The following is a 26,330-nucleotide window of genomic DNA, read 5'->3' on the forward strand; positions in this document are numbered from 1 at the left end:
CGCGCTCCTTAGCCCTGGTTGACGGTAGCCTTCGCCACGCCGTTGTCTGCCAGACCCCATTTGCCGAGGATCTTCTGGTAAGTGCCATCGGCAATCATCGCATCGATAGCCGCCTGAATCGCCGTGGTCAGCTCGCCTGCATCTTTACCAATCGCCATGCCGGTGTATTGGAAGGAGAAGGCTTTATCGAGCGCCTTATATTTGCCCTTTTCCAGATCCATGATGTACGGCAGCGTTTCACTGCCCTGCACTACGCCATCCAGACGGTTCTGACGCAGCTGGGTGCGCGCATCGGCGGTGCCTTCGGCGCCAACCACAATGATCGCGGGCTTACCGGCCGCTTCACAGTGCGCTTTTGACCAGTTGGCAATCTCCAGTGGGAAGGTGGTGCGACGGCTGGTGCCGACTTTCTTGCCGCACAGATCCATCGCGCTGTTGATATCGCTGCGCGCGGATTGGGTGTAGAACTGCGGGCCGGTTTTGAAGTAGTCGATGAAGTTGACCACTTGCTGACGCTCTTTGGTGTCCGTCATGCCGGACATCACCAGATCGACGCGCTTGGTCACCACCGCATTGACCATCTGCTCAAAGGCGATCTCCTGCCAGTTGATCTTCACGCCCAATTTCTCGCCAATCGCCTGGCCGAGATCGTAATCCACGCCGGTCAGCTGGTTGGTGGCCGGATCTTTAAAATCCATTGGCGGATAGTTCGGCATGATCGCCACCGTCAGCCCTTTCTCTTTGATCGCCGCTGGTACGGCGATATCTGCCCAGGCAGAGGATTGCAGCAGCAGCGCGGCACTGATGGCACTCAATAACAGCTTTTTCATATTCACCCCGGTAATGTTTAAAGAAGAATCGCGTTAATAAAGTTTTTCATCCGTGGATTTTGCGGGTTCAGCAGAATGTCTTCCGGCGCGCCCTGCTCGATAATGCGTCCCTCGTCCATAAACACCACCTGATTGGCCACCTCACGGGCGAAGCCCATTTCGTGGGTGACCACCAGCATGGTGGTGCCCTCTTTTGCCAGCTGACGCATCACCGCCAGCACTTCGCCCACCATCTCTGGATCCAGCGCCGAGGTGGGTTCGTCGAACAGCATCAGTTTGGGTTTCATTGCCAGCGCGCGGGCAATCGCCACGCGCTGCTGCTGGCCGCCGGAGAGCGACTGCGGATAGTCGTGCGCTTTGTGCGCCAGACCAACGCGATCGAGCAGCGCCATCGCCTCTTCGCTGGCTTCGCGCCTTGGACGCAGCAGCACGCGACACGGCCCTTCGATGATGTTCTCCAGCGCGGTTTTGTGTGGGAACAGGTTAAAGCGCTGGAACACCATGCCGGTTTGCAGGCGCTGACGCGCAATCTGTTTGTCGCTCAGCGCATGCAGTTTGTTACCGGCGATGCGATAGCCCGCCAGCTCGTTGTCGACCCAAATCCCGCCTTTATCGACCTTCTCCAGCTGGTTAATGCAGCGCAAAAAGGTGCTTTTGCCGGAACCGGACGGACCGAGGATGCACATCACCTCGCCGTAGTTCACTTCGATGCTGACATCCTTCAGGGCGTGGAACTGGTCGAAATATTTGTTCACCTTGACGGCGCGCACGATGTTTCTCATGTTGGGCTCCTGATTACTGACGCTGACGATGGCCGCGTGAGAAATAACGTTCCAGCCGGCTCTGTCCAAACGACAACACCGTGACCACAATCAGGTACCAAATACCCGCCACGAACAGCAATTCCATGACGCGCGCGTTGGCGAAGTAAATGGTTTGCGTGTTGTAGAGCAGTTCGGAGTACTGAATCATGCTGGCGAGGCTGGTGGTTTTGATCATGCTGATAAATTCGTTGCCGACCGGCGGCAGAATCACGCGCATCGCCTGCGGCAGAATGATGCGATGCAGCGCCTGCAGACGCGGCATGCCGATGGCTTTCGCCGCTTCGTATTGCCCGGTATCCACCGACAGCAAGCCCGCGCGCACCACTTCCGAGGTGTACGCGCCCTGATTGATGCTCAAACCGAGCAGCGCGGCGAGGAACGGCGTCATGATGGTGACGGTCTGCACGCTGAACACGCCGGGAATGCTGATGGTGGGAAACACCAGCGCGAGGTTGAACCACAGCAGCAGCTGCAGAATCAGCGGCGTGCCGCGAAAAATCCACGCGTAGCCCACGGCGATGTAGTGCAGCACCGGATTGGGCGACATGTACATGATGGCGGTGATGACGCCAAACAGTACGCCAAGCCCCATCGCCAGCACCGACATGATCAGCGTGTTGACCACGCCGTTGAGAATCGCCTGCGCGGTAAAGAACTGGCCGACAAACGACCATTCGATATTGCCGTGCGCAAAGGCGTTTACCAGCAGCGCCAGCAGCACCAGAATCACCGCCGACGCGGTGATGCGGCCGTAATAACGGCGCGGCACCACTTGATAGCGATCGAGATCGTAATGCGTCTGCTCGCGGCTGTTGTTCAAACTCGGCTCAATCGGCGTTGATTGCGACATAGAGCTCTCCTCAGGCGCGTGGGCCAGCGTAATCTTCAGTCCAGCGCTGCTGGTCCTGCATCAGGGTTTGCAGGCGTGCCAGCTGCTCACGCACGCGTGCCGGTGCGGTGCCGCCGTAGCCGCTGCGGGCCGCCAGCGCGGCTTCCAGCGTCAGCGCGCTGCGCACCTCCGGCGTTAAGCGGGCATCCACCGCCTGCAGCTGCGCATCGCTGAGATCCGACAGACCGCAGTTTTCGCGCTCGCACAGCTGCACCAGCTGGCCGGTGATCTCATGCGCCTCGCGGAACGGCACGCCGCGCATCGCCAGCCAGTCGGCCACTTCGGTCGCCAGCGTGAAGCCATCCGGCGCCTGCTCGCGCATCACGTCGGTGTTGAATTTCAGCGTCGCCATCATGCCCGCCATCGCCGGCAGCACCAGCAGCAGCGTATCCACCGCATCAATCACGTTGCGTTTGTCGTCGCTGAGATCGCGGTTGTAGGAGAGCGGCATCGCTTTCATGGTGGTGAGCAGCGCCATCAGGTTACCGACCAAACGACCGGAGCGACCGCGCGTCAGTTCGGCGATGTCCGGGTTTTTCTTCTGCGGCATGATGGAACTGCCGGTGGCGTAGCTGTCGTGCAGCTCGACCCAGCGGAACTGGCGCGATGCCCACATGCACACCTCTTCGCACAGGCGCGACAGGTTGATGCCGATCATGCTGGTGACAAACAGGAATTCAGCGGCGTAATCGCGGCTGGCAACGGCATCAATGGAGTTTTCGCACGGCGCGAGATAGGCGAGATCGGCTGCGGCTTGCTCCGGCTGGCGCGCAATGGCGGAACCGGCCATTGCCGCAGCACCGAGCGGACAGCGTGCGCTGCGGCGATCCCAATCCTGCATACGTTCAATATCGCGGGCAAAGGATTGCGCGTGAGCCAGCAGCTGATGACCGAACACAATCGGCTGCGCCTGCTGCAGATGCGTAAAACCGGGCGCAACGCTCTCGGTGTGCTGCGCTGCCTGCTCGACCAACGCCTGCTGCAGGGCCAGCAACGCGCTGACCACCTTGCGGCCGTTGTCGCGCAGGTAAAGACGCAGGTCGTTAACGGTTTGATCGTTACGCGAACGCCCGGCGCGCAGCTTGCCGCCCAGCGCACCTAAACGCTCGGTCAGCGCGCGTTCGATAAAGGTGTGCACATCTTCGTCGGCGGCAATCGGATGCAGCTGACCGGCGCGATAATCGGCGTCTAACGCGTCAATGGCCGCCAGCATGGTGCTGAGCTCTTCGGCGCTCAGCAGATCGCCGCGCGCCAGTTCACGGGCATGCGCCCGGCAGCCCGCCAGATCGTAAGGTGCTAATGCAAAGTAATAATCCGGGCTACGAGACAGCGCGGTTAAACTCGCCGCCGGTGCCGCTTTAAAACGCGCGCCCCATAACAGTTCGGCATTATCAGACATGCTATTTCCCCTTACAGATAATCATCAGCGATATAAAAAAGATATGGATGAGCCAGTTGAGATAATAAAAACTTATTTTATGGCCACACTGGTAAACAGGGCCTATTTCAGGTTCACTGTACTTTCACCGCAATTATTCCGGAGATGAATAGCAAAAATGGAAAGTAAAGTTTCCCAGTCCGGAAACAATGCAAATAATCGCAGCGATAATGCGGTTCTGGCACTGAGTAATATCGATTTAAAATTACTGCGGGTATTTAAATGCGTGGTAGAAGCCGGCGGATTAACCGCAGCCAGCCACGAATTGAATATTGGTCTGGCGGCGATCAGTAAACAGGTTTCCGATTTGGAAATTCGTCTCGGCATGACGTTATGCAGCCGTGGACGTGAAGGTTTTGAGCTGACGCAGTACGGCATCAACGTCTATCAGGCCACGCTGGAGCTGTTCGTCTCGCTGAATCTGTTTCGCGAGCGGCTGCACAATAGCCGCAACGAACTGCTGGGCGACATAGCCATTTGCGTGGTGGATAACACCATTTCCGACCCGCAATCTCCGGTCACCGCAGCAGTGCAACAGCTGCACCAGAAAGCGCCAAAGGTACAAATTCGACTGCAAACCGCGCAATTAGATGATATTGAGCGCGGCATCAGTGAAGGCCGTTTTCATTGTGGTATTGCACCGGTTTATGAAATGAAAAGTGATTTTGATTACTTCCCGCTTTATAAGGAATATTCAAAATTATATTGCTCCATGTCACATCCTTTATATTCCGGCTCGCGTGATAAAAATATAACACTGGACATATTACGTGAGCAGAAAATCATTAATCATTTATATGTGACGCCGCGCGACGATCGTCGCATCATTCCGTTGCAGGACAGCGGTGCGCAGGCGGTTCAGGTTGAATCTGTCGCCATGCTGATTTTAACCGGCCATTTTATTGGTTATTTACCGGATCATTACGCCGCCGCGTTTATTGCGCGGGGTCAGCTGTGTGAGTTGGGCGATGATTCGATTCGCCGTGAAAATCCGTTTTGTTTGATGATGAAGAAGGGCCGCAAAATAAACCCGATTATCCGGCTGTTTATGCAGGCGCTGGGCGTGGCAGAGGTGGAGGCGGCGCACTGATTTGGTGCGTTTTGGGGATTGTGCTCGCTGTCCCCTTGGGCTGTGCTCGCTGTCCCCCACGGTCTGTGCTCGCGGTCCCCCATCCCGGCCTTCCCCCGCAAGCGGGGGAAGGAGATGCTGCCACATGCAGCTTCATCACTGACATATTGCAGCATCTTCCTCCCCCATTTATGGGGGAGGACCGAGGAGGGGGACAGCAGGCACAGGCACAATCACAATCCCCTCAACACCTTAAACATCACCGTGGTCGCATCCAGCACACCTTCTGTTGACTCGGCATACAGCGGTATCGAGCCGGCAATCTGCCAATCCATCGACAAATAGAGATCCGTCGCTACGTCGCCGCTGCGCGTGTCCAGCACCAGCAAGGTTTTGCCCTGCTGTGCCGCCAGCTGTTCAGCCTGCTGCATCAGGCGGCGCGCAATGCCCTGACGTCTGGCGCGCGGATGTACCAGCAGCTTGCTGATCTCCGCCCGATGGCGACCGTTCGGCATCGCGCTGAATCCCACCATCACCGTCGCCACAATCACGCCCTGCTGATAAGCCACCAGCAGCTGATTGTCACCGCTCGCCAGGCTGTAAATTTTGTCCTGCCAGAAGCGCTCAATGGCCGCGCGATCGTCCGCATCAATAAAGCCGACGCTGGCACCGTCGGCGACGCAGCCCTGCAGCACATCACACAATGCCGCCAGCAGCGGCTGCGCCTGGGTGGCGCTGAGAGGTTCGATGTCAATCATGGTTTGCATACCACCAAAATGTAGCGCGCGCCGCCTTCGGCATGAGCAGCAAACGCGGATTTGCCGGTGAGGTGGAAGCGCAGACAGTCGCCCGCCTGCAGCGTCCAGTGCTGATCGTCCATGCTGATGGTCAGCTCGCCCGATTGCAGCCAGATGTGCTGCTCCAGTCCCTGAATCGGCGGCGCGTCGTAATCAATGCGCGCGCCGGGACGCAGCACGCCTTCTACCACTTCCGCTTTAAAGTGGCTGGCGGGCGGTGATACGTTGCGGCGCTGGAAACCGCTGGCGTCGTCGCGCCACACCGGCTGTTGCTCCGCCTTCAGCAGCAGCGCGGCCTCCTCTTCCACCTCGCTGAGCAGGCGCGACATGGTCAAGCCGTAGGCCACACAAAGGCGGTTAAGCAAAGCGGCTGTGGGGCTCGTTTCGGCGCGTTCAATGCGCGACAATGACGCCCGACTAATGCCGGTCGCCATCGCCAATTCATCTAATGACCAACCGCGTTGTACGCGTAATTCGGCCAGTCTTGCCGCCAGTCGATCGTCGGTATCCGAAGCAGACATCATCACCTCTCAATTATGGGAAATAAATCTCACATATGAGATATGACCTTAAATAAGCAAATCGGTCAAGTTGTACAACTAAAAAATCGTTGTACAACCCAGTCTTGGGGGTTAAGGTGTTGTTATGCAGGTCAGAATTTTTGAGGACTTTATGGCCTTATACAGTATCGGGGATGTGGCCGAACGCTGTGGAATCAACCCGGTAACGCTTCGCGCCTGGCAGCGACGTTACGGTCTGTTAAAACCCCAGCGCACCGAAGGTGGTCATCGGCAGTTTGATGATGAAGATGTTCAGCGTATCGAAGAGATAAAACGCTGGATAGAGAGCGGCGTGCCCGTCGGCAAAGTGAAAGCGTTGCTGGAAGGCGCCACCATCAATGTGCATGACGGTTGGTCGGCGCTGCAGGAAGAGTTGATGAGCGTGCTGCGTCACGTTCGCCCGGCGAAATTGCGCGTCAAAATTGCCAATATTGGCCGGGAACATCCGGTGGATGCGCTGATCGATCACGTGTTCGTGCCGGTTCGTCAGCGTCTCGGGTTAGATCAAAACACCGCGCGCACCATGTGCAGCCTGCTTGATGGCGCGCTGATTGATTATGTGGCGTTTTGTCTCGCCGGTGCGCGTAAAAAAGCCGGTAAAGATGCGCTGATGATTGGCTGGGCGGTGGAAGATCGTACCCGCATCTGGCTGGAAGCCTGGCGATTGTCGCAGCAAGGCTGGCGCATGGATGTGTTGGCGGAGCCGCTGGACATGCCGCGCCCAGAGTTATTCCCCGGACAAAATCTGTTTATCTGGACCGGCAAAAAGCCGACGCGTCGTCAGGTCGAGCAGTTTGAACACTGGCAGGCGCAAGGTTTTGCCATTCACCTGCACGATCCCGCATAAGTAAAAATCGCACACACGGCCTTTGCCTGGCGTGGTGTGCGCGTTATCATGCCGCCCTAAATTTCTTTTCTCAGGTCTCCTCATGAACTGGAATAAACTCCTTATCGGTTCCCTGTTTGCCATCATGGCGCTTGGCGGCATGGGCGGCATGATGCTGGTCGGCTACAGCCTCATTGTGCATACCAACTAAGTTTGCGCTGCACGCGCTCTAACAGGCGATCACAAATCAACGCCAGCAGCGCCACCAGCAGCGCGCCCTGAATCACATAGGCGGTGTTAAAGCCGCTTAGACCGATAATCACCGGCGATCCCAGACTCTCCGCGCCCACCGTGGAGGCGATGGTTGCCGTGCCGATGTTGATCATCACTGACGTACGCACGCCCGCCATGATCACCGGTGCCGCCAGCGCCAGCTCAATCTGCCACAAACGTCGCCACGGCCCCATGCCGAGGCCGATCGCGATTTCGCGATTGCTGGCCGGTACGCTATCTAACCCCGCCAGCGTGCCCTGCAAAATCGGCAGCAAGCCGTAGAGAAACAGCGCCATCACCGCGGGCGTCGCACCAAACCCCATTACCGGCACCGCAATCGCTAACACCGCAACCGGCGGAAAGGTTTGCCCGGCGGCCGCCACGGTTTCCAGCAGCGGACGAAAGGCGCGCCCGGCGTGGCGCGTAGCAAACACTGCACAGCCAACGCCGACCAGCAACGCCAGCAGGCTGCCGCTGACCACTAACGCCAGATGCGCCAGCGCCAGCCGCCAGAAACTCTCCTGCTGATAGAGCGGGCGCTCCAGCTGTGGAAACCAGTGGGCAAACAGCGGACCGCTGTGCGGCAAGCCCCACAGCAGCAGCAGAAAGGCCGCCAGCAGCCAGTAGAGCGGATCGCGTAACAGCCGCATCAGCTCGCCTCCCGCTGGCGCAGCAGATCGCTGAAGTGCAGCACGCCAAGCGGCTGCTGATGCTGATCGATCACCGGCAATTTGTCGGTGCGGCGCGCAATAAATTGCGACAGCGCTTCACGCAGCGTCAGCGATTCGGCAATCGGTTCGGCGTCAAGCCATTCACCGCGTCGCGCCGCGCTGCCCGCGCGTCCCAGAGCCAGCAAACGCACGCCCAGCTCGCTACGACCAAAGAACTCGCGGGCAAAGTCATTCACCGGCTGCGTCAGCAGATCGATTGGCCTGCCCTGCTGCACGATTTCGCCGCCGTCCATCAGCACCAGCTGATCGGCCAGCGTCAGCGCTTCGTCGATGTCGTGCGTCACCAGCACCACGGTGCGACCGGACATTTTCTGAATGCGCAACATCTCGTGTTGCAGCGCCAGACGGTTGACCGGATCGAGCGCGCCAAAGGGTTCATCCATCAGCAGCAGTTCAGGATCGGCCGCCAGCGCACGCGCCACACCGACGCGCTGCTGCTGTCCGCCCGATAGCTGATGCGGCATGCGCGTCGCCAGATGGCTATCGAGATTGAGCAGCGCCAGCAGCTCCTCGACGCGTTGGTTGATCTTCGTCTGCGGCCAGCCGAGCAGTGACGGCACGGTGCCGATGTTCTTCGCCACGTTCCAGTGCGGGAACAGGCCAATCGACTGAATGGCGTAGCCGATGCGGCGGCGCAACGCGCGCGCATCCATGCTTTCGATGGCTTCTCCGGCGAAGCGGATTTCGCCGCTGTCGTGCTCTACCAGCCGGTTGATCATCTTCAGCGTGGTCGATTTGCCGGAACCGGAGGTGCCAATCAACACGGTAAAACTGCCCTTCTCAATCTTCAGCGACAGGTTACGTATCGCCTCTTTGCCGGCGAACACTTTGCTCACCTGGTGAAATTCAATCATGACGTCTCTCCAGCAGTGCCGACAGTAAACGCAGCAGTGCATCAAAAATCACCGCCAGCGCCACCACCGGAATCACGCCCAGCAGCACCAGATCCAGCGCGCTGCTCAGCAATCCCTGAAAAACAATGGCGCCGAATCCGCCTGCCCCAATCAGCGCCGCGACCACCGCCAGGCCCACGGTTTGCACCACCACCACGCGCAGCCCGGAGAGCCACACCGGCAGCGCCAGCGGCAGCTCGGCGTGCCAGAACTGTTGCCACGCACTCATGCCCATGCCGCGTGCGGTTTCACGCACTTCCTGCGGCACCTGCTGCAAACCGGCCACCACGCTGCGCACCAGCGGCAGCAGCGCGTAGAGCACCAACGCGATCAAGGCCGGTGCGATGCCAATGCCGCTGATGCCCCAACGGGCCAGAACCGGGAAATGCGCCACCAATCCCGCCAGCGGCGCAATCAGCAAGCCGAACAGCGCCACCGACGGCACGGTTTGAATCAGGTTGAGCACGCTGAATGCGGCGTTTTGCCAGCGCGGACGCCGCGCAATCGCCAGCCCGAGCGGCAAACCGATCAGCACCGTTGGCAGCAGCGTGCCGCCCAGCAGCCACAAATGCTGCGTGAAGGCCGCATCAAACACCGCCGTGCGGTTGGCGTACTCTTTTAAAAGCGAGAGACGATCGAGATGACCGCTGAGTAACAGCGCCAGCGGCAGCAGCCAGATTTGCAGGTTAAGTACGATGCGCCACGGCGTATTGCGCGTGATTTGCCGCACCGCTTCCGCCGCCAGCAGCAGCGCCAGCGCCGCCGCACACCACAAGCCGCTGCCAAACGCGGTGCGCGCCAGCGGGCTACCGCTGTTTGCCAGCTGCGTGGCCTGTTGTCCGGCCAGCCAGATGAGTAACGCCAGCAGCCCTTCCGCCGCCAGCAGCACCGTTATCGCCGTGATGCGCCGCGTGGGCCACCATAATGTTTGCCACAGCCACAGCAGCGGGATCAATAACAGTGCGCTGTTCGTCACCTGCCAGAACGTCAGCGGCTGGCCAGAGACCAGCCGATTGGCAGCAAAGCTCAGCAGCGGCAAGGCAAACAGCGCCAGCGTGATAAGCGCGATTAACACCAGCAGCACCGGCTGCTGGCGCGGTCTGAATAACAACGACGACACTGCTTACAGCAACTTATTGGTCTGTAACCACTGTTTCGCGACCTGGCTGGCATCCTGACCATCCACCGCGATCTGCGCATTCAGCTGCTGCAGGGTTTTCTCATCCAGCTTGCTGAAGACCGGCTGCAGCCAGTTGCCGATGTCTGGATATTGCTTGAGCACGCTTTCGCGGATCACCGGCGCAGGCGCATAAATCGGCTGCACGCCTTTCGGATCGCTCAGCGTTTGCAGGCCCAGCGCCGCCACCGGACCGTCGGTGCCGTACGCCATCGCCGCATTCACGCCAGAGGTTTGTTGCGCCGCCGCTTTGATGGTCACTGCGGTGTCGCCACCGGCCAGCGACAGCAGCTGCGCCTGCTCCAACTTGAAGTTGTAAGCTTTTTCAAATGCCGGTAACGCATCGCTGCGTTCGATAAATTCCGCCGAGGCCGCCAGTTTGAAGGTGCCGCCTTTTTTCAGGTAGGCGCTGAGATCGTCCAGCGTGTTGAGGTTGTTCTTCTGCGCCACGTCGCCGCGCACCGCAATCGTCCAGGTGTTGTTGGCTGGCGCGGGCGTCAGCCACACCAGATGATTTTTCTCGGCGTCGAGTTTTTTCACCTTCTCGTAGCCCTGCTGGGCGTTTTTCCACGCCGTGTCTTTCTCATCGTTGAAGAAGAACGCACCGTTGCCGGTGTATTCCGGGTAGATATCCAGCTCGCCGGCGGTGATCGCGCCGCGCACCACTTGCGTGGTACCGAGCTGGATTTTGTTGACGGTTTTTATCCCATGTTTGTCCAGCACTTGCAGGATGATGTTGCCGAGCAGCGAGCCTTCGGTATCAATTTTGGAACCGACTTTCACCGGATCCGCCGCCTGCGCTGCACCCACGCTCATTGCCAATGCAATCATTCCCAATAAACCCTGCTTTATCATCTCGCTTCCCTCATTTGTTTTCATTGTGTGACTATCAAGCGTAGCCTGGCGAATCGGGATGGGCCCGGTCAAGCGGCTTACTTCGTGCTTTTTTTGCTATCAATATCGTATCGGTTATAACCAAAACGAAGCACATATAACCAATTGGAATTTTCGATGCTGGGATGGCGGCTTATGCTCACAGTCTCACTCATTACAATAAATTACAAAACATCATGACCGACTTAGCTTCTCCGGCGCATGTCGCGCAGGCAGGGAATACACCAACCGGTGAGACCAGGTGGATCCGCAGCGCGGCCGATGTCTCCGGGCTGGTGAATAACAGCAACGAATCGCGCAGCAACGCGCGCATCGTTATCGCCATTGCGCTGGGCGGCGTGTTCCTCGACGCCTACGATCTCGGCGCATTGGCGTTTGGCATCAAAGACGTGACGCGTGAGTTCCAGCTGACGCCCGCAGGCACCGGCATGGTGGCCTCGGCAATTACCTTTGGTGCGATTGTCGGGGCGCTGATTGGCGGCTACCTCACCGACAAAATCGGTCGCTATCGCGTATTTATGGCCGACATGTTCTTCTTCGTGGTGGCAGCGTTAGCCTGTGCGTTTGCGCCAAACGAGTATGTGCTGGCCGGCGCGCGCTTTGTGATGGGGCTGGGCGTCGGGATCGATCTACCGGTGGCGATGGCGTTTCTCGCCGAGTTTTCGAAGCTGCGCGGGCAAGGTAACAAGGCCGCCAGCGTGGCGATGTGGTGTCCGACGTGGTACGCGGCGATCAGTATTTCCTATCTGCTGGTTCTGCTGCTGTATGCGGTGTTGCCCGAAACCCACACCGATTGGCTGTGGCGTTTGATTCTGGGTTTTGGTGCGGTGCCGGCGCTGCTGATCATCGCTATTCGCAGCCGCTACATGAGTGAATCACCGATTTGGGCGGCCAATCAGGGCAACCTCACAGGCGCGGCGGAGATTCTGCGCAACTCTTACAACATCAATGCGCAGGTGGCGGATGACGCCGATCTGACGCCGCAGAAAGCGGTGCGAAAAGCCAGCTGGCGCAACTACGGCGCGCTGCTGCAGGGCGTCTATCGCCGTCGTACCATTCTGGCAACCGTCACCTCCATCGCCTCGTCGTTTGCCTATAACGCGGTGGCGTTTGGCCTGCCGGTGATTATCTCCAGCTTCTTTGCGCAATCGATGCTGACCACCATTCTGGTGTCGCTGGCGCTGAATCTGCTGTTTGCCTTTGTCGGCGGCTTGCTGGCGGTGCGGCTGGTGCCGCGTCTTGGCGCGTGGAGGATGTCGGTGGCGGGTTACGCCTGTCAGTGCGTGGCGCTGCTGGGATTGGCGTTGATTGGTCGTCCGGAAGGCGGCGAACAGGCGGCGGTGGCGATTGCCATGCTGGCGCTGTTCCTGTTTGGTCAGGGCTTTGGTCCCGGCTCGCATACCATGACATTTGCCTCGCTGAGCTATCCGGCTTCGCTGCGCGGTGTGGGCGTTGGCTTCAACCAGACGCTGATGCGCGGCAGTTCTACCGTGTCGCTGTTCGCCTTCCCGCTCTTAACCGCGGCGTTTGGTACCGGCGTGTTCTGGGTGATTTTCCTTGCGCCGCTAATTGGCTTGCTGGCGCTGCTGGCGATTCGCTGGGAGCCGTCGGGTTACGACGTGGATGCGGAAGATTTTCAGTAATCTCACCGAACGCATGTCTCGTAGCGGCGCAATTTATTGCGCGATAAATCGCGCCGCTACGGAATGTGCGATCATGCCGTCAGGCGAAACTCGCCCAGCGTATTGGGAATACGTGGGAAGGTATGCAAAAACCACGGCGTAAACTGCGCCGGATTCTCCTGCATCTCCTGCTGAATCTGCGCAACCGAGCGATAGCACCACGCATCGGCCTCTTCCGGATTGAGCACCGGCTGTTCATCGCTGATGGCGAAGAACACGTGGCCATATTCATGCTCGGTTAACCCGTTACTCAGCGGCAGGTTGTAGCTCAGCTCAAACACCGGCGTTAACGCGACATTCATCCCCATCTCTTCACGCAGACGGCGCTCGGCGGCGTCGCGCGTGGATTCCTGTGGATAGGGATGACTGCAGCAAGTGTTACTCCACAATCCACCACAATGATATTTCGTGCTGGCACGGCGTTGCAGCAGTACTTCATGGCGCGAATTGAACACGTAAACCGTCACCGCGCGATGCAGTAATCCTTTTTCATGCACTTCCAGCTTTTCCATTTTGCCGATAGGGCGATCGAGGTGGTCAACGAGAATAACTTCAATGGCGGGCATGACAACTCCTTCGGAAAATTCGCAGCTATTGTACACAACCTCCAAAGGGTTGATGGAGGAAATAGCGCACATTCCGTGCGTTAACGTGGGCATATTAAAGCGTAGCAGCCTGCGGAGAATTCAGCATAAAAAGGCGGGGAACGGCGTTAACAGAGGAGATGTGTGCGGTGTGTGAGAAGGTCGCCATCAATGGCGACCCTACAAAACTTACAACTTGAAACTCTGCACTACATGCTCCAGCTGCACGCTTTGCTGCTCCATCGCTTGCGCGGCAGCTGAAACCTGCTCGACCAGCGCGGCGTTCTGCTGGGTGCTGCCGTCCAGCTGGGTAATCGCCACGTTAACCTGATCGATGCCCATGCTCTGCTCGCGGCTCGCCGACATGATTTCGCTCATCAGCGTGGTCACGCTGCTGACGCCCTGCATCAGCTCATCCATGGTTTGCCCGGCCTGCTCCACCAGCTGGCTGCCGGTATCGATATTCGCTACCGACTCCTCAATCAGCTTCTTGATTTCACGCGCGGAGTTAGCCGAGCGCTGTGCCAGGTTGCGCACTTCCGAGGCCACCACGGCAAAACCGCGACCCTGTTCACCGGCGCGCGCCGCTTCTACCGCTGCGTTCAGCGCCAGGATGTTGGTCTGGAAGGCGATGCTGTCGATGACGCTGATGATATCGACCACTTTGCGCGACGAGTGATTGATCGCGCCCATGGTGGTGACCACCTGACGCACCACTTCGGTGCCGCGTGCCGCCACCTGCGACGCGCCATCCGCCAGCTGATTCGCATGCGTGGCGTTGTCGGCGTTCTGCCGCACCGTGCCGGTCAGCTCTTCCATTGATGCCGCCGTTTCGACAATCGAACTGGCCTGCGATTCGGTACGCGCCGAGAGATCGGCGTTACCGCTGGCGATTTCACGCGAAGCCGCCGTAATCGCCAGCGCGCTGTCGCCCACCTGACGCATCAGGCCTTGCAGATAGGCGATGAACTGGTTGAAGCTCTGCGCCACGGCGTTGAATTCCGGGCTGTTGCTGGCGGGCAGACGCTGCGTCAAATCTGCGCCGCCGGTCGACAAGGCTTCAATGTTGCTGTTCAGCACGGCGAGACGTTTCATCATGGCGCGCACAAAGCCCAGCAGCACCAGCAGCAGGATCACCGCCAGCGGAATCTGCACCAGACCCAGACGCGTCAACATGCTGTGAGTTTGTGCATCCAGCAAGCTCGACGGCACATCGCTGGCGAGATACCACGGGCTGCCGGCAATCGCCTGCACGAACAGCGTGTGTTCGCCATCTTCACCTTCAAAGGTGGTTTGCGCGGGCTGACTGCCCGCCTGCGCCAACAGCGCTTTCAAAGCAGAAGCCATCGGCAGTTTGGTATCAGCAAGGTTTTCCAGCTTCGGTGCGCCATCCACCAGCGCGGCGTTACCGACCACTTTGCCGTCAGCTTCAACGATCAGTACGCGGCCCTGAATCGCCTCACCCATCTGTTTTGCCAGCTGGTTGAAGAAACCGAGCGTCACGTCAATGGTCGCCACGCCCCACGCGGTGCCATCGCGATAGATCGCCATCGCGCAGTTGGTACGCGGCTGCGGGCTGGCAGCATCCTGATAGGCTTTCGCCCAGGCGCACTGGCCCTTCGGCGCGGCCAAACCATCTTTGTACCAGGATTGCTCCCAGTATTTGTCGGCGGCGTCCGAGTTCCAGTAAGTGTTGACCTGCAGTTGATTGCTGGCGTTGCGCGCAAAGAACGAGCTGTTTTTCTCTTTGGCGGGATCGCGACGGTTCGGTAACGGCCAGATGCCACCGCCGAACACGTTGCTGTCCTGATATTGGTTAACTAAAGCGGGCAGCAAGGTGTCGATGGCTGCGCTGTCCATCACGCCTGCGGCTTCGGTAATGGCACGCTGCTGCGCCTGGACGCGGTTCATCTGCTCGACGATGCGACCGGCCAGGCCGTCCACTTCGTAACGCACCAGACGACTTTCGTTATGTGAGAGCTGCGGTGCGATGAACTGATTGATTACCAGTACGGTAACCAGCATCAGACCCGCAAAAAAGGCGACCAGCGTCGCGGTGAAACGGGATTGTGTTGTTTTGAACATTGTGTGTGCCCTTACCCTGGTTGGCGAGTTGCCTGATCGAGGTTAACGGCGTGTTAATGGGGATCTTGAGGTGAGCGCGATCACAAAGCAGTGAAATAGTTGATTTGGGTGATAATTTAAAATCGTAGGGTCGGCATTTATGCCGACCTGATTTACGGAGCTGGGGTTTCAACCACTTCCTGCCGCGGCCGGAACACATGATTATTGCCATCTGCCAGCAAACGCTGCAGCAGCAGCTGGCCACCGCGATCGTCAGCCTGGGCGAACTGGCGTTCAGCTTCGGTAATTGGCGTGGACCACAGTAGATTCACGCGGTCGCCCTCACGTTTCGGCAGGCGGAATTGCGCGGCTTCGGGCGCTAAATCATTCGCTAACAGGAAACTTTCAAAGCCAACCGGTGCCACTTCCGACGCCAGCGTATGCCCTTCGCCAATCCAGGTCAGGCGCGCCCACGGCAGATGGGCAAACTCAGCCAGCGCGCTCGCCATCTGCACCGCGTTGGCTTCAGTCATCACTTCACCGTCCACCGCCATCGCCAATTCAACGCGGCGATACTGCGGCGCCAGCTCGTCAAACAGGTGATCCACCTGCGGCATTGGACGGATCCCCATGCCAAGCGTCAGAAAATACCAAACGCCATTGTGCAAATGCTGCGAAATCGCCATCGGCGGCCAGTTGCCTTGATCGATGGAGTAATATTTTACCGATTCGCCAAACTGCGCCTGATAACACTGCATCAGCTCGCGCTGCACCACATCCCACAAGTGTCCGTCATGCCAGTCGCGCCAGAAGTGGCGCTGCTGCTCAGCGCGCGCGTAGTAATCGTTGGTGGAGGCCGATCCGAGCGGCGCGGTCAGGCGATTCTCTTTGATGCAGGCAGCAGAAAAACTCACCTGCTTATCCTGATACAGGCTCCAGCCGGGGATTACCGCCAGCAGTTGGCCGTAATACCACAACGCGGCGCCGTCATCGCTGGGCTCCCACAGCACCTGTAATCCGGCGGGGTCGAGCATCGGCTCGGCTTCCAGCGTGCGGCAATATTCGGCACTCAGCAGCGGCGCGATGCCCTGCTCCATCGCTTCACGATCTTCCTGCGCGGGCGCAGGCAGCAGGTTACGCAGCCAGCAGCCGCGCACCGCATACTGGCTGCGAAACAGGTCATTCGGCCAAATATAAAAATAGGCCGTACGCGCATCCTGCTCGACGATCGCGGTTAGTGTGTGTTGCTGATTCGGCACCTCAGCAATCAGAGGTTGGTGGGTCATAACGCCTCGATATTACCTGGAGGAATCCATTTTCCCCGAGAATAGAGCAGGATCGGCACTCGTGCCATGTGACACAAGGGTAAAACTCTCAAAGTGCGGGGATGAATAGATGAGAGCGGCTTATGAATTGCCGCTTAACACGCTGACAAGCTTCAGATTAATTTGCGATTCTTTTACAATTTCGCGTGATATTGTTTGCACATTCACCTCTTTGGAGCTGCCATCATGGTGCTGCAAAACCTCGATCTGAACCTGCGTGATGTGGTTATTTTCGCGATTTTGGTGTGGCTGTTTATCCGCTATACATGGGTGATGGCGTCGCTGACGCTGTTGCTGAGCGGCGTGGCGTTGCTGGTGTTATTACCGCTTGATATCTATTACAGCCTGCTGCCGCTGGTGCTGATTGGCTTGGGGCTTGGCATGTTGCTGCACCATTATCAGCAACGTCAGCTGGCGCTAAAACGTGAAGCGCGCACGCCGCGCACCTACACGCAGAAAGAGGATGAGCTGCACCTGTAACGCTTAGCGGCCCATGCGCTGCATGGCGCGGGTATAAGCGCCGCGCTGAATCGACCAGCGCAACAGACCCGCAATCACCGCCATTTCCCGATCCACGCGCCACTGCGTCAGCGGCCCAACCGGCTGCTGAATCTGCTGTTGCGCCCAGTCAGGCAACAATCCCATTCCCGCTTTCAGCATCACGCGCATTGCCGGTTTCGCCTGCCAGCTGGGTGCGGGCGCGTTGATCAGCAGTTGCATCACCTCCAGCGTGCGCGCATCGCAGACTAACTCGGGCCGCATCATCTGTAGATACGCCTCAACCGCCTGCACGCTTTTCGGCACCCGCTGCGCGCCAAGCGCTTCGGCAACTAACGCCGCTTCCTGATAGTAGCGATCCTGATCGGCCAGGCTGAGCTGCGGATTTTTGTAGCGCAGATGCGCCGCCAGAAAACGGCTGGTTTCCGCGACGTGCACCCAGGTGAGCAGATGCGGATCGCTGGCGGCATAGGGCTTGCCCGCGTTATCGACGCCGGTCACGCGCAGGTGAATCCGTTTGACGCGGTCGATGAGGATGTTGGCATCGGCGGTGTTACCGAAGGTGGTGACGGCGATAAACTGGCTGGTGCGGCGCAGGCGGCCCATCATGTCCTGCCGGAAATTGGAGTGATCCCACACGCCTGCCAGCGCCGCCGGGTGCAGCATCTGCAACATTAAGGCGCTGATGCCGCCGCACAACATGGAGGTGAAGTCGCCGTGCACGCGCCAGATGACGTGGTCCGGGCCAAATAAACCGGGATCGCCAGGCGGTTGCGAGATGTCGAATTCGTTGAGTGACAGGCCGTTGAGGCGGAAGACTTGCTGTTGGATGCGTTCGCGGATGTTCATGGGTTTGTGCGCTCATTGGCCTGGTCGGCATGAATGCCGACCCTACAAATCACCGAAGCATAACATGTAGGGTCAGCATTCATGCTGACCGAGCGAAAGAGCGCAACAATCTTACTTACAGATAATCAAACTGCGCATCCTGGGTGCGCACCGAATCCAGTCCAATCATCACATTGATTTTGCCTGGCTCGGCAACCTGCTGCATCTTCTGGTTCCAGAATTTCAGCGCATCAACATCGATCTTAAACTTCACAGTTTGCGATTCACCGGCTTTCAGCATGATGCGCTGGAAGCCGCGCAGCTCCTGCACCGGACGGCTAATGCTGGCGACCGGATCGTTGAGATAGAGCTGCACCACGGTCGCGCCATCGCGTTTACCGCTATTGGTAACGGTCACTGACGCTTCCACCGAGCCGTTACGCGGCATGGTGCGTGAAGACATCTTCACCGGCGACACGCTGAAAGTGGTGTAGCTCAGACCGTAACCAAACGGATAGAGCGGACCATTAACCGCGTCGTAGTAATGCGAGGTGTACTTGTTCGGCTTGGCGAAGTTGTACGGACGACCGGTTGGCAAGTGGTTGTAGTAAATCGGAATCTGACCCACTGAACGCGGGAACGAGACCGGCAGCTTGCCCGACGGGTTGTAATCGCCGAACAGCACATCGGCGATCGCGTTGCCGCCTTCGGTGCCGCTGAACCAGGTTTCCAGCATCGCATCGGCTTGCTGATCTTCCTTCACCACCGTCAGCGGACGGCCGTTCATCAGCACGATCACCAGCGGTTTGCCGGTGGCTTTCAGTGCGGCCAGCAGCTTCTGCTGACTTTCCGGGATCACCAAATCGCTGCGGCTGGAGGCTTCGTGCGCCATGCCCTGCGCTTCACCCACGGCGGCCACCACTACATCGGCTTTTTTCGCCTGCGCCACCGCTTCGTCAATCAGCTCCTGCGGCGAACGCTTGTCCACGCTGACTGCCTGCTCATACAGATTGAGGAAGTCCTGAATGCCTTTGTTGTCGGTGATGTTAGCGCCTTTGGCGTACAGCACGGTGCCTTTGCCGGCCATCGCATTGCGCACGCCTTGCAGCAGCGGAATCGACTGTTTTGCCACGCCAGCGGCCGACCAGCTGCCCATAATGTCGCGCTGGCTGTCCGCTAACGGCCCCACCAATGCAATGGTGGCGTCTTTCTTCAGCGGCAGCGTTTCGCGCCAGTTTTTCAGCAGCACAATGCTTTTGCGCGCCACGTCACGCGCTTCGGCACGATGCAAACGGCTTTCCGCATTGGTGTCCTGCGGATCGCCCTCTTTCGGCCCTAAATGGCTGTAAGGATCGTTAAACAGGCCCATGTCATATTTAACGTTCAGCACATGGCGCGCGGCATCGTCCACTTCCGCCATGCTCACCGCGCCGCTTTTCACCAGGCCCGGCAGATATTTGCTGTAGTACTCGTCGCTCATGCTCATATCGACGCCCGATTTCACCGCAATACGCACCGCTTCCTGTGGGTCGCTGGCTACGCCGTGCTTAATCAGCTCTTTGATCGCACCGTGATCGCTGATGGTGATGCCTTTGAATTTCCAGTCGCCGCGCAGCACATCTTTCAGCAGCCAGCCGTCGGCCGTGGCCGGTGTGCCATTCAGCGAGTTAAGCGCCACCATCACGCCACCGCTACCGGCATCTAATGAGGCTTTATACGGCGGCAGATAATCCTGGAACAGGCGCTGCGGGCTCATATCGACGGTGTTGTAATCCCGTCCGCCTTCCACCGCGCCGTAGGCCGCGAAGTGCTTCACGCTGGTCATGATCGAGAAGCGATCCGCCGCGCTTTTGCCCTGCATGGCTTTCACCATGGTGCTGCCCATTTGCGAGGTCAGGAAAGTGTCTTCGCCGAAGCCTTCAGAAAAACGGCCCCAGCGCGGTTCGCGTGACACATCAACCATCGGCGCCCACGTCATGTTGAGGCCGTCATCCGCAGCTTCATAGGCAGAAACACGGCCCACTTCGCTCACCGCATCCAGATCCCAGCTCGCCGCCAGACCGAGGGGAATCGGGAAGATGGTGCGTTGACCGTGCACCACGTCATAGGCGAAGAACAGGGGAATTTTCAGGCGGCTGAGCTGCATCACCTGATCCTGCATGGCGCGAATGTCCTGACGCGTCACGGTGTTAAAAATTGCCCCGACCTGACCGTGCTGAATCATGTCGCGAACCGCCGATTTTGGCGTATCCGGTCCTACGCTGATCAAACGCATCTGCCCGATTTTTTCATCAAGGGTCATTTTGCTGAGCAGCTGATTCACAAAGGCGTCGCGCGCCTGTTCAGTCATCGGATGTGGGCCAAACAGATCGTCCGCGAAAGCGGGTTGCATGGCTAAGGAGACAGCGAGGCTAACAGAGTAAATCCATTTCATCAGGTCGGGTTCTCTTAAGTGACTGCGCAATATCGAAATAACCGGGGCAGTTTGCCACAAGATGAGGATAGCAGGTAGCCGCCATGTCACACCGCGATCCTGTCGCTGACGCATGCTACAGTAAAAGCGCCATGTTAAAGACAAGGATAGGCCAATGAATAACAACACTTCGCACCCTACTCTGCTCGCCGAACTGCGTCGTCTGGTCGGATCGTCGAACCTGTTAACCGACGCGGAACAGACCGCGCGCTACCGCAAAGGTTTTCGCTCGGGTGAAGGCGAAGCGCTGGCGGTGATTTTCCCCGGTTCGCTGCTTGAGCTGTGGCGGGCGTTGCAGGCGCTGGTCAGCGCCGATGCGATCATTTTGATGCAGGCCGCCAACACCGGCCTGACCGAAGGTTCCACGCCAAACGGCAACGATTACGATCGTCCGGTAGTGATCATCAGCACCTTGCGTCTGGATAAATTGCAGCTGATCGACAGCGGCAAACAGATCCTCGCCTTCCCCGGCAGCACGCTGTATCAGCTGGAAAAAGCGCTGAAACCGCTTGGCCGCGAGCCGCATTCGGTGATCGGTTCTTCCTGCATTGGCGCCTCGGTGATGGGCGGGATTTGCAATAACTCGGGCGGATCGCTGATCAAACGCGGTCCGGCCTACAGCGAAATGGCGCTGTTTGCGCAGATCGATGCCAGCGGCAAACTCAAGCTGGTGAACCATCTCGGCATCGATCTTGGCCATTCGCCGGAAGAGATGTTGGGTCGGCTGGATGACGATCGCTGGCAGCAAAGCGATGTGCGCTGGGATGAACGTCACGCCTCGGATCATGAATACGCCGAGCGCGTGCGCGATATCAATGCAGAGACGCCAGCGCGCTTCAACGCCGATGAGCGCCGCCTGTTTGAAGCCTCCGGTTGCGCCGGTAAGCTGGCGGTGTTTGCCGTGCGTCTGGATACCTTCCCCACCGAACCGCAGCAGCAGGTGTTCTACATCGGCACCAATAATCCGGCGGAACTGGGCGATATTCGCCGCCATATTCTGGCGGAATTTACCCATCTGCCGGTGGCGGGCGAATATATGCACCGCGACATTTTCGACATCGCCGAGGTGTACGGCAAAGATACTTTTGTGATGATCGATAAACTCGGCACCGACAAAATGCCGCTGTTTTTCACCCTCAAAGGCCGCGTGGATGCCTGGCTGGGCAAGCTGAGCTGGGTGAAACCGCATCTCAGCGATCGCCTGTTGCAGTGCGTTAGCGGCTGGCTGCCGGCGCATCTGCCGAAACGTTTGAAGCAGTACCGCGATAAATATGAGCATCACCTGATGCTGAAGATGTCCGGCGACGGCGTCGCCGAAGCGCAGGCCTATCTGACCGAATATTTCCGCGAAGGCGGCGGCGCGTTCTTCGCCTGTGACGCCAAAGAGGGTGCGCACGCGTTCCTGCATCGCTTTGCCGCCGCCGGTGCCGCCGTACGCTATCACGCGGTGCATGCCGATGAAGTGGAGGACATTCTGGCGCTGGATATCGCGCTGCGTCGTAATGATGAAGCGTGGTTTGAGCGTCTGCCCGCTGAGTTCGATAACGATCTAAGCCATCGTCTCTACTACGGCCACTTCTTCTGCCACGTGTTCCATCAGGATTACATCGTGAAAAAAGGCGTGGATGCACATGCGCTGAAAGAGAAGATGCTGGCGATATTAGCCGCGCGCGGCGCGGAATATCCGGCCGAGCATAACGTGGGCCATCTGTATCAGGCGAAACCGCAGCTGCAGGCGTTTTATCAGCAGCTGGATCCTACCAACACTTTCAATCCGGGAATTGGGAAAACCAGTAAGCAGAAGGGTTGGGCGGTCATAAAATAAACAAAGATGTGGCCGTGTGTTTGGCCACATCTTTTCCGATCCGTAGCGGCGCAATTCATTGCGTTCTTTTGACCTTTTCATCGCGGTCAAATTGCGCGATAAATCGCGCCGCTACAGTAGGTGCAATCAAGTCATTACGGTAACGGATCGCTTTGCTGATCTTGTGCTGCGGCCATGGCGCGGCGCTCGATGATCATGGTCTGCGGCGTCGACAGCATAATGCCCTCTTTACGCAGACGCGTCAGAATATCGAACAGCAAATCACTCTTGGCACCGGAAATCTGGCGCTGACCGGCCACGTTGCCGGTAACGCTCAACACGATGCCCGCTGGCGTCAAATCTTTGAACGACACGGACGGCTCCGGCGTCTCCAGAATACGTTCGTTCTCCTGATACACCTCCAGCAGAATTTCACGCACCCGCACCGGATCGATATCCAGCGGGAACGTCAGCAAAATAGTGACCACGCCCTGCGCGTTACCCATGGTAGCGTTACGCACGTTCTGCGAGATAAATTGCGAGTTCGGCACAATCACCGTCGATTTATCGCCGAGCTGAATTTCGGTGGCGCGCACGTTGATGCGACGGATATCCCCTTCAATGCCGCTGATGCTCACCAGATCGCCCACTTTCACCGGACGCTCGGTCAACAGAATCAGGCCGGAGATAAAGTTCTTCACAATCTCCTGCAAGCCGAAACCGATACCGACCGACAAGGCGCTCACAATCCATGCCAGCTTGTTCCACTGCAGGCCCATAATCGACAGCGTCAACAGAATAATCAGCACGTAACCGATGTTGCTGAACAGCGTCACCAGCGACACGCGCATGCCGACGTCCATGGTGGTTTTAGGCAGGAAATCTTTATCCAGCCAGCGACGCACCGAACGCAGCACGTAAATGCCCACCACCAGACAGAGAATCGCGTTGACCATGTGCGCCGGCACAATGTTCAGCGACTCCAGCCCTTTGCCGCCCCAGAACTCAATCACCTTCTGGATCAGCTCAATCGGCGTTGATGAGGCAAAAGTGCCGTTCAGCAGCGCCAGCGCCAAAATTGCAATCAGCAAGGTTTTACCCAACGCGCTGAGCAGCGTTGCCGCCTGTTGCAGATAACGCTCATCGATATTCAGCGTGGTTTGCAGGCGCTTGCCGGTGGCATTGCTGGTGGAGAACAGGCTTTCGCAGCCGTCATTCACCAGATGGCTGAGGAAGTAGAACGAACCAAACAAAATGCCGCACCAAATCACTTCATAACTGAGGAAGCGCGCCAGCGTGACGTAACCGATGATCAGCGAAATCAGGATGCCCAGCGCCGTCAGCATCAGCGCCAGCTGCACCAATCCCACCAGCGTTGAACGCGCTTCAGGCTGATGACCTTCCTGCACCATGCGACGGCGCACGCGGTTGATGCGCATGCCGATCGCCAGACCGGTGCTGCCGATCAGCAGCGCGGTCAAGCCGTTAGCAAAAATGGTGGTATTCAGGCTGGTGCCGACGCTGTAGTTAAAGGCTTCTACCGTCTGGAAAACAAACACCAGCGCCGCAGTGAATGGCGGGAACGGCTTCAGCGCCTGCGCCACTTCGTTGGAGATGGCCGGCAAACGCCAGCTTGGGCGACGTGTGGAGAGGAACGCGCGGCCTAAACCGGCGATCAAGCCGCAATAGACGCTGAGCTGCACCAGACGATCCACAAAATCCTGCACATCACCCGAGACTTCATCGCGGCGCGTAAAAGCCAGCGCGATGAAGTTAAAGGTGATGACCACCGCGGCCAGCGTGGTGAGCGCGGTGGTGGCGGCGAGGAAGCTGCGACGTAAGCGCCCTTCCGGCATTTTATGAATGCTGACCCAGGCAAAGAACTCTTCGCTGTAGCGACGGCCCAGCGTCATCACCAGCATCGCCGCAAACAGCCAGGCGATGGTGCCGAAACGCCAGCCTGATTCCCACGACAGCGCGGCGGTGTCCTGCAATTCAGTGATAAAATCGCTGATCTTCTCGCCATCAAGATCCTGACTGCTGACCACCGGAGCCCAGAAACGTGGGCCGAGGATACTGCCGGAGTTCAGCGCCAGCTGGCTTTTCAGCTGGTCACGACGCAGGTTGACGATCTGCGATGACAGCACCAGCGCACCGTTTTTGATGCCATCGGCTTGTTTGATCTGATCGTCCAGCTTGGCTTTCTGGCTCTCCAGCGCCGCACGTTTGCGCGTCACTTCAGGCGTCTCTTTCACGCCGCTATCGGCTTTAGGTGCCGGACCGAGAACCGCCAATTGCGCATCCAGCTGCTGACGCTGCGGCACCAGCGCCTGACCGAGGGTTTCGGCATTACCGGAAAGCTCCAGCGCCATCTCATTGAGCTGGTTGAGCTGGCTTTCATTGGTATCGCCCGAGACCTGGCCTTTAATTTTATCGAGAATTTTCTGCATTTTAGGCAGCTCGACCGAGGCATTCACCTTGGGTGCGGCGTCCTCTGCCTGATCGTTCGGCGGCGTGTCCGCGGCCACGCTCAGCGTGGGGGCTAACAGCACAAGCAGCAGTAAAAACGGGGTAAACAGATGACGAAACTTGAACATATGAATGAGATTCCAGCGTAATAACAGCCGATAAACGCAAGTGCGATCGTGAATGGCGGCTAGTTTAAGACGTTGCCGACACTGAAACTATAGGAATGAAGGTGTAAAACTTTGGCGCTAACGATAAGCGTTTTTGCAGGTGAGCGTAACAAACCAACGCACAATTTGTAGCGGCGCAATTTATTGCGCATCCTGCAGAATCTGCAATGCGCAATAAATTGCGCCGCTACGGTATGTGCGTACTTTAAATCCAGTTATTCATTATTCGCGGTCAAACCTGACTTCTGCTTCTTATACGCCAGCGCAGCGGCCGGAACCGGTGCGGCTTTGCCGGTTTCCAGCCAGTCGCGCAGGCGGTTGGCATCGGCGAAATGGGTGTATTTACCAAAGGCATCCAGCACCACCAGCGCCACCGGACGGTTGTTGATCACCGTGCGCATCACCAGGCAGTGCCCGGCTTCATCGGTATAACCGGTTTTGGTCAGCTGGATGCGCCAGTCGTTTTTGTACACCAGATGATTGGTGTTACGGAACGGCAGCGCGTAGCTCGGATGTTTAAATACGGCGGTGTCTTCTTTGGTGGTGCTCAGTTCGCCAATCAGCGGGTACTGGCGCGTGGCTTTCACCAGCTTAACCAGATCTTCCGCACTGGAAACGTTCTGAATCGACAGGCCCGTCGGCTCGACATAGCGCGTGTGCGTCATGCCAAGTGAGCGTGCTTTGGCGTTCATGGCGCGAATAAACGCATCGTAACCGCCCGGATAGTGATGCGCCAGGCTGGCGGCAGCACGGTTTTCCGAGGACATCAGCGCCAGCAGCAGCATGTTGCGGCGGCTGATTTCGCTGTTCAGTTTGACGCGGGAGAACACGCCGCGCATTTCAGCGGTATGGCTGATATCCACCGACAGCATTTCATCCATCGGCAGTTTGGCATCCAACACCACCATCGCCGTCATCACTTTAGTAAGTGAGGCAATCGGACGTACGCGGTTCGGATGGCTGGAAAACAGCACTTTGTTAGTTTCCAGATCGACAATCATGGCACTGCCGGAGGCGATTTGCGGTTGGGCAATCGGCGCCAGGTTTGAGAGTGCCGCCGGCGCAGCAAGCGCGGGCGTTACAGCGGCTGGCGCGGCGACAAACAGCGCCAGCGACAGCAAGGAAATACGCATTTTTGCAGACATCGTGTCAAAAAAATCCGGTAAGGAGTTTTGCGCTGTGTTGAGACACAGGCCGCCCGCAACAATCCAGACAGGATGCGGGCTGGCAGCAGT

General features: G+C 58.2%; 22 protein-coding genes. 5 read left to right on the top strand and 17 right to left on the bottom strand.

Features of this window, described 5'->3' with window-relative positions:
* Positions 1–8: 8 nt before the first annotated feature.
* From HX773_RS06945 to argH, 4 genes are read right to left on the bottom strand one after another with little or no spacing between them, the layout of a single operon-like run.
* Complete coding sequence (locus HX773_RS06945; RefSeq protein WP_176970959.1) at positions 9–830, bottom strand: ABC transporter substrate-binding protein; 822 nt, start codon at positions 828–830, stop codon at positions 9–11.
* A 17-nt stretch (positions 831–847) separates the two neighbouring features.
* Entirely contained in the window at positions 848–1,612 is a 765-nt protein-coding gene (locus tag HX773_RS06950) for an amino acid ABC transporter ATP-binding protein (protein WP_176970960.1), read from the bottom strand.
* 13 nt (positions 1,613–1,625) lie between these two features.
* Complete coding sequence (locus HX773_RS06955; RefSeq protein WP_176970961.1) at positions 1,626–2,504, bottom strand: amino acid ABC transporter permease; 879 nt, start codon at positions 2,502–2,504, stop codon at positions 1,626–1,628.
* Between the two features lie 10 nt (positions 2,505–2,514).
* The gene (argH, locus tag HX773_RS06960) at positions 2,515–3,942 is read right to left on the bottom strand and encodes an argininosuccinate lyase (protein ID WP_176970962.1); all 1,428 of its coding nucleotides are present in this window, start codon (positions 3,940–3,942) and stop codon (positions 2,515–2,517) included.
* 157 nt (positions 3,943–4,099) lie between these two features.
* Here argH and HX773_RS06965 point away from each other — a divergent pair, with 157 nt between their 5' ends.
* Positions 4,100–5,071, top strand: a complete 972-nt coding sequence (locus HX773_RS06965) for a LysR family transcriptional regulator (protein ID WP_176970963.1) — start codon at positions 4,100–4,102, stop codon at positions 5,069–5,071.
* A gap of 212 nt (positions 5,072–5,283) precedes the next feature.
* On the opposite strand, the gene HX773_RS06970 is transcribed toward HX773_RS06965, so the two are convergent.
* Both HX773_RS06970 and HX773_RS06975 read right to left on the bottom strand, forming a co-directional pair.
* Entirely contained in the window at positions 5,284–5,808 is a 525-nt protein-coding gene (locus tag HX773_RS06970) for a GNAT family N-acetyltransferase (RefSeq protein ID WP_176970964.1), read from the bottom strand.
* Positions 5,805–6,368 (bottom strand): helix-turn-helix domain-containing protein, encoded by a 564-nt coding sequence (locus HX773_RS06975; protein ID WP_176971013.1) that lies wholly within the window; start codon positions 6,366–6,368, stop codon positions 5,805–5,807. The genes HX773_RS06970 and HX773_RS06975 overlap by 4 nt, the downstream gene beginning before the upstream one ends.
* A 151-nt stretch (positions 6,369–6,519) precedes the next feature.
* Here HX773_RS06975 and HX773_RS06980 point away from each other — a divergent pair, with 151 nt between their 5' ends.
* Positions 6,520–7,254, top strand: coding sequence for a MerR family transcriptional regulator (locus tag HX773_RS06980; RefSeq protein WP_176970965.1), 735 nt, complete (start codon positions 6,520–6,522; stop codon positions 7,252–7,254).
* Between the two features lie 170 nt (positions 7,255–7,424).
* Here the strand turns inward: HX773_RS06980 and HX773_RS06985 are convergent, their stop codons facing one another.
* The 4 genes from HX773_RS06985 to HX773_RS07000 are packed head-to-tail and all read right to left on the bottom strand — an operon-like array spanning position 7,425 to position 11,162.
* On the bottom strand, positions 7,425–8,156 hold the full coding sequence (locus HX773_RS06985) for an ABC transporter permease (protein ID WP_176970966.1): 732 nt from the start codon (positions 8,154–8,156) through the stop codon (positions 7,425–7,427).
* The gene (locus tag HX773_RS06990) at positions 8,156–9,091 is read right to left on the bottom strand and encodes an ABC transporter ATP-binding protein (protein ID WP_176970967.1); all 936 of its coding nucleotides are present in this window, start codon (positions 9,089–9,091) and stop codon (positions 8,156–8,158) included. Before HX773_RS06990 ends, HX773_RS06985 begins: the two co-directional genes overlap by 1 nt.
* Positions 9,084–10,250, bottom strand: a complete 1,167-nt coding sequence (locus HX773_RS06995) for an ABC transporter permease (RefSeq protein ID WP_176970968.1) — start codon at positions 10,248–10,250, stop codon at positions 9,084–9,086. The genes HX773_RS06990 and HX773_RS06995 overlap by 8 nt, the downstream gene beginning before the upstream one ends.
* Before the next feature lie 3 nt (positions 10,251–10,253).
* Positions 10,254–11,162 carry an ABC transporter substrate-binding protein gene (locus HX773_RS07000; RefSeq protein WP_176970969.1) on the bottom strand — a complete coding sequence of 303 codons (909 nt, stop codon included), beginning with the start codon at positions 11,160–11,162 and terminating at the stop codon, positions 10,254–10,256.
* Positions 11,163–11,377: 215 nt separating this feature from the next.
* On the opposite strand from HX773_RS07000, the gene HX773_RS07005 reads away from it, so the two are divergent.
* Positions 11,378–12,844, top strand: coding sequence for an MFS transporter (locus tag HX773_RS07005; protein WP_176970970.1), 1,467 nt, complete (start codon positions 11,378–11,380; stop codon positions 12,842–12,844).
* A gap of 71 nt (positions 12,845–12,915) precedes the next feature.
* Here the strand turns inward: HX773_RS07005 and idi are convergent, their stop codons facing one another.
* The 3 genes from idi to HX773_RS07020 form a co-directional block, all read right to left on the bottom strand.
* Positions 12,916–13,449 carry an isopentenyl-diphosphate Delta-isomerase gene (idi, locus tag HX773_RS07010; RefSeq protein ID WP_176970971.1) on the bottom strand — a complete coding sequence of 178 codons (534 nt, stop codon included), beginning with the start codon at positions 13,447–13,449 and terminating at the stop codon, positions 12,916–12,918.
* A gap of 207 nt (positions 13,450–13,656) precedes the next feature.
* Positions 13,657–15,552 (bottom strand): methyl-accepting chemotaxis protein, encoded by a 1,896-nt coding sequence (locus tag HX773_RS07015; protein ID WP_176970972.1) that lies wholly within the window; start codon positions 15,550–15,552, stop codon positions 13,657–13,659.
* 152 nt (positions 15,553–15,704) lie between these two features.
* A complete protein-coding gene (locus HX773_RS07020) occupies positions 15,705–16,817 on the bottom strand; it encodes a suppressor of fused domain protein (RefSeq protein ID WP_176970973.1) in 1,113 nt (370 codons plus the stop codon).
* Positions 16,818–17,042: 225 nt separating this feature from the next.
* Here HX773_RS07020 and HX773_RS07025 point away from each other — a divergent pair, with 225 nt between their 5' ends.
* Positions 17,043–17,336, top strand: a complete 294-nt coding sequence (locus tag HX773_RS07025; protein ID WP_176970974.1) for a hypothetical protein — start codon at positions 17,043–17,045, stop codon at positions 17,334–17,336.
* Positions 17,337–17,339: 3 nt separating this feature from the next.
* On the opposite strand, the gene HX773_RS07030 is transcribed toward HX773_RS07025, so the two are convergent.
* Together HX773_RS07030 and bglX are read right to left on the bottom strand one after the other, a co-directional pair.
* Entirely contained in the window at positions 17,340–18,203 is an 864-nt protein-coding gene (locus HX773_RS07030; RefSeq protein ID WP_176970975.1) for an oxygenase MpaB family protein, read from the bottom strand.
* A gap of 115 nt (positions 18,204–18,318) precedes the next feature.
* A complete protein-coding gene (gene bglX / locus HX773_RS07035) occupies positions 18,319–20,616 on the bottom strand; it encodes a beta-glucosidase BglX (protein ID WP_176970976.1) in 2,298 nt (765 codons plus the stop codon).
* A gap of 154 nt (positions 20,617–20,770) precedes the next feature.
* Here bglX and dld point away from each other — a divergent pair, with 154 nt between their 5' ends.
* The gene (gene dld / locus HX773_RS07040) at positions 20,771–22,480 is read left to right on the top strand and encodes a D-lactate dehydrogenase (RefSeq protein WP_176970977.1); all 1,710 of its coding nucleotides are present in this window, start codon (positions 20,771–20,773) and stop codon (positions 22,478–22,480) included.
* A 134-nt stretch (positions 22,481–22,614) separates the two neighbouring features.
* Here the strand turns inward: dld and HX773_RS07045 are convergent, their stop codons facing one another.
* Together HX773_RS07045 and pbpG are read right to left on the bottom strand one after the other, a co-directional pair.
* Positions 22,615–25,056: a DUF3772 domain-containing protein gene (locus HX773_RS07045; protein WP_176970978.1), complete on the bottom strand. Its 2,442-nt coding sequence runs from the start codon at positions 25,054–25,056 to the stop codon at positions 22,615–22,617.
* A 254-nt stretch (positions 25,057–25,310) separates the two neighbouring features.
* Positions 25,311–26,240, bottom strand: a complete 930-nt coding sequence (gene pbpG / locus HX773_RS07050; protein ID WP_176970979.1) for a D-alanyl-D-alanine endopeptidase — start codon at positions 26,238–26,240, stop codon at positions 25,311–25,313.
* Positions 26,241–26,330 lie beyond the last annotated feature (90 nt).

Origin of the sequence: Pantoea sp. B9002 (assembly GCF_013385945.1) — a bacterium.
In the GTDB taxonomy this organism is placed as follows: domain Bacteria; phylum Pseudomonadota; class Gammaproteobacteria; order Enterobacterales; family Enterobacteriaceae; genus Pantoea.

Coding starts and splice junctions, on each gene's coding strand:
- HX773_RS06945 (WP_176970959.1), bottom strand. CDS start 830: ATGAAAAAGCTGTTATTGAGTGCCATCAGTGCCGCGCTGCTGCTGCAA.
- HX773_RS06950 (WP_176970960.1), bottom strand. CDS start 1,612: ATGAGAAACATCGTGCGCGCCGTCAAGGTGAACAAATATTTCGACCAG.
- HX773_RS06955 (WP_176970961.1), bottom strand. CDS start 2,504: ATGTCGCAATCAACGCCGATTGAGCCGAGTTTGAACAACAGCCGCGAG.
- argH (WP_176970962.1), bottom strand. CDS start 3,942: ATGTCTGATAATGCCGAACTGTTATGGGGCGCGCGTTTTAAAGCGGCA.
- HX773_RS06965 (WP_176970963.1), top strand. CDS start 4,100: ATGGAAAGTAAAGTTTCCCAGTCCGGAAACAATGCAAATAATCGCAGC.
- HX773_RS06970 (WP_176970964.1), bottom strand. CDS start 5,808: ATGATTGACATCGAACCTCTCAGCGCCACCCAGGCGCAGCCGCTGCTG.
- HX773_RS06975 (WP_176971013.1), bottom strand. CDS start 6,368: ATGTCTGCTTCGGATACCGACGATCGACTGGCGGCAAGACTGGCCGAA.
- HX773_RS06980 (WP_176970965.1), top strand. CDS start 6,520: ATGGCCTTATACAGTATCGGGGATGTGGCCGAACGCTGTGGAATCAAC.
- HX773_RS06985 (WP_176970966.1), bottom strand. CDS start 8,156: ATGCGGCTGTTACGCGATCCGCTCTACTGGCTGCTGGCGGCCTTTCTG.
- HX773_RS06990 (WP_176970967.1), bottom strand. CDS start 9,091: ATGATTGAATTTCACCAGGTGAGCAAAGTGTTCGCCGGCAAAGAGGCG.
- HX773_RS07000 (WP_176970969.1), bottom strand. CDS start 11,162: ATGATAAAGCAGGGTTTATTGGGAATGATTGCATTGGCAATGAGCGTG.
- HX773_RS07005 (WP_176970970.1), top strand. CDS start 11,378: ATGACCGACTTAGCTTCTCCGGCGCATGTCGCGCAGGCAGGGAATACA.
- idi (WP_176970971.1), bottom strand. CDS start 13,449: ATGCCCGCCATTGAAGTTATTCTCGTTGACCACCTCGATCGCCCTATC.
- HX773_RS07015 (WP_176970972.1), bottom strand. CDS start 15,552: ATGTTCAAAACAACACAATCCCGTTTCACCGCGACGCTGGTCGCCTTT.
- HX773_RS07020 (WP_176970973.1), bottom strand. CDS start 16,817: ATGACCCACCAACCTCTGATTGCTGAGGTGCCGAATCAGCAACACACA.
- HX773_RS07025 (WP_176970974.1), top strand. CDS start 17,043: ATGGTGCTGCAAAACCTCGATCTGAACCTGCGTGATGTGGTTATTTTC.
- HX773_RS07030 (WP_176970975.1), bottom strand. CDS start 18,203: ATGAACATCCGCGAACGCATCCAACAGCAAGTCTTCCGCCTCAACGGC.
- bglX (WP_176970976.1), bottom strand. CDS start 20,616: ATGAAATGGATTTACTCTGTTAGCCTCGCTGTCTCCTTAGCCATGCAA.
- dld (WP_176970977.1), top strand. CDS start 20,771: ATGAATAACAACACTTCGCACCCTACTCTGCTCGCCGAACTGCGTCGT.
- HX773_RS07045 (WP_176970978.1), bottom strand. CDS start 25,056: ATGTTCAAGTTTCGTCATCTGTTTACCCCGTTTTTACTGCTGCTTGTG.
- pbpG (WP_176970979.1), bottom strand. CDS start 26,240: ATGTCTGCAAAAATGCGTATTTCCTTGCTGTCGCTGGCGCTGTTTGTC.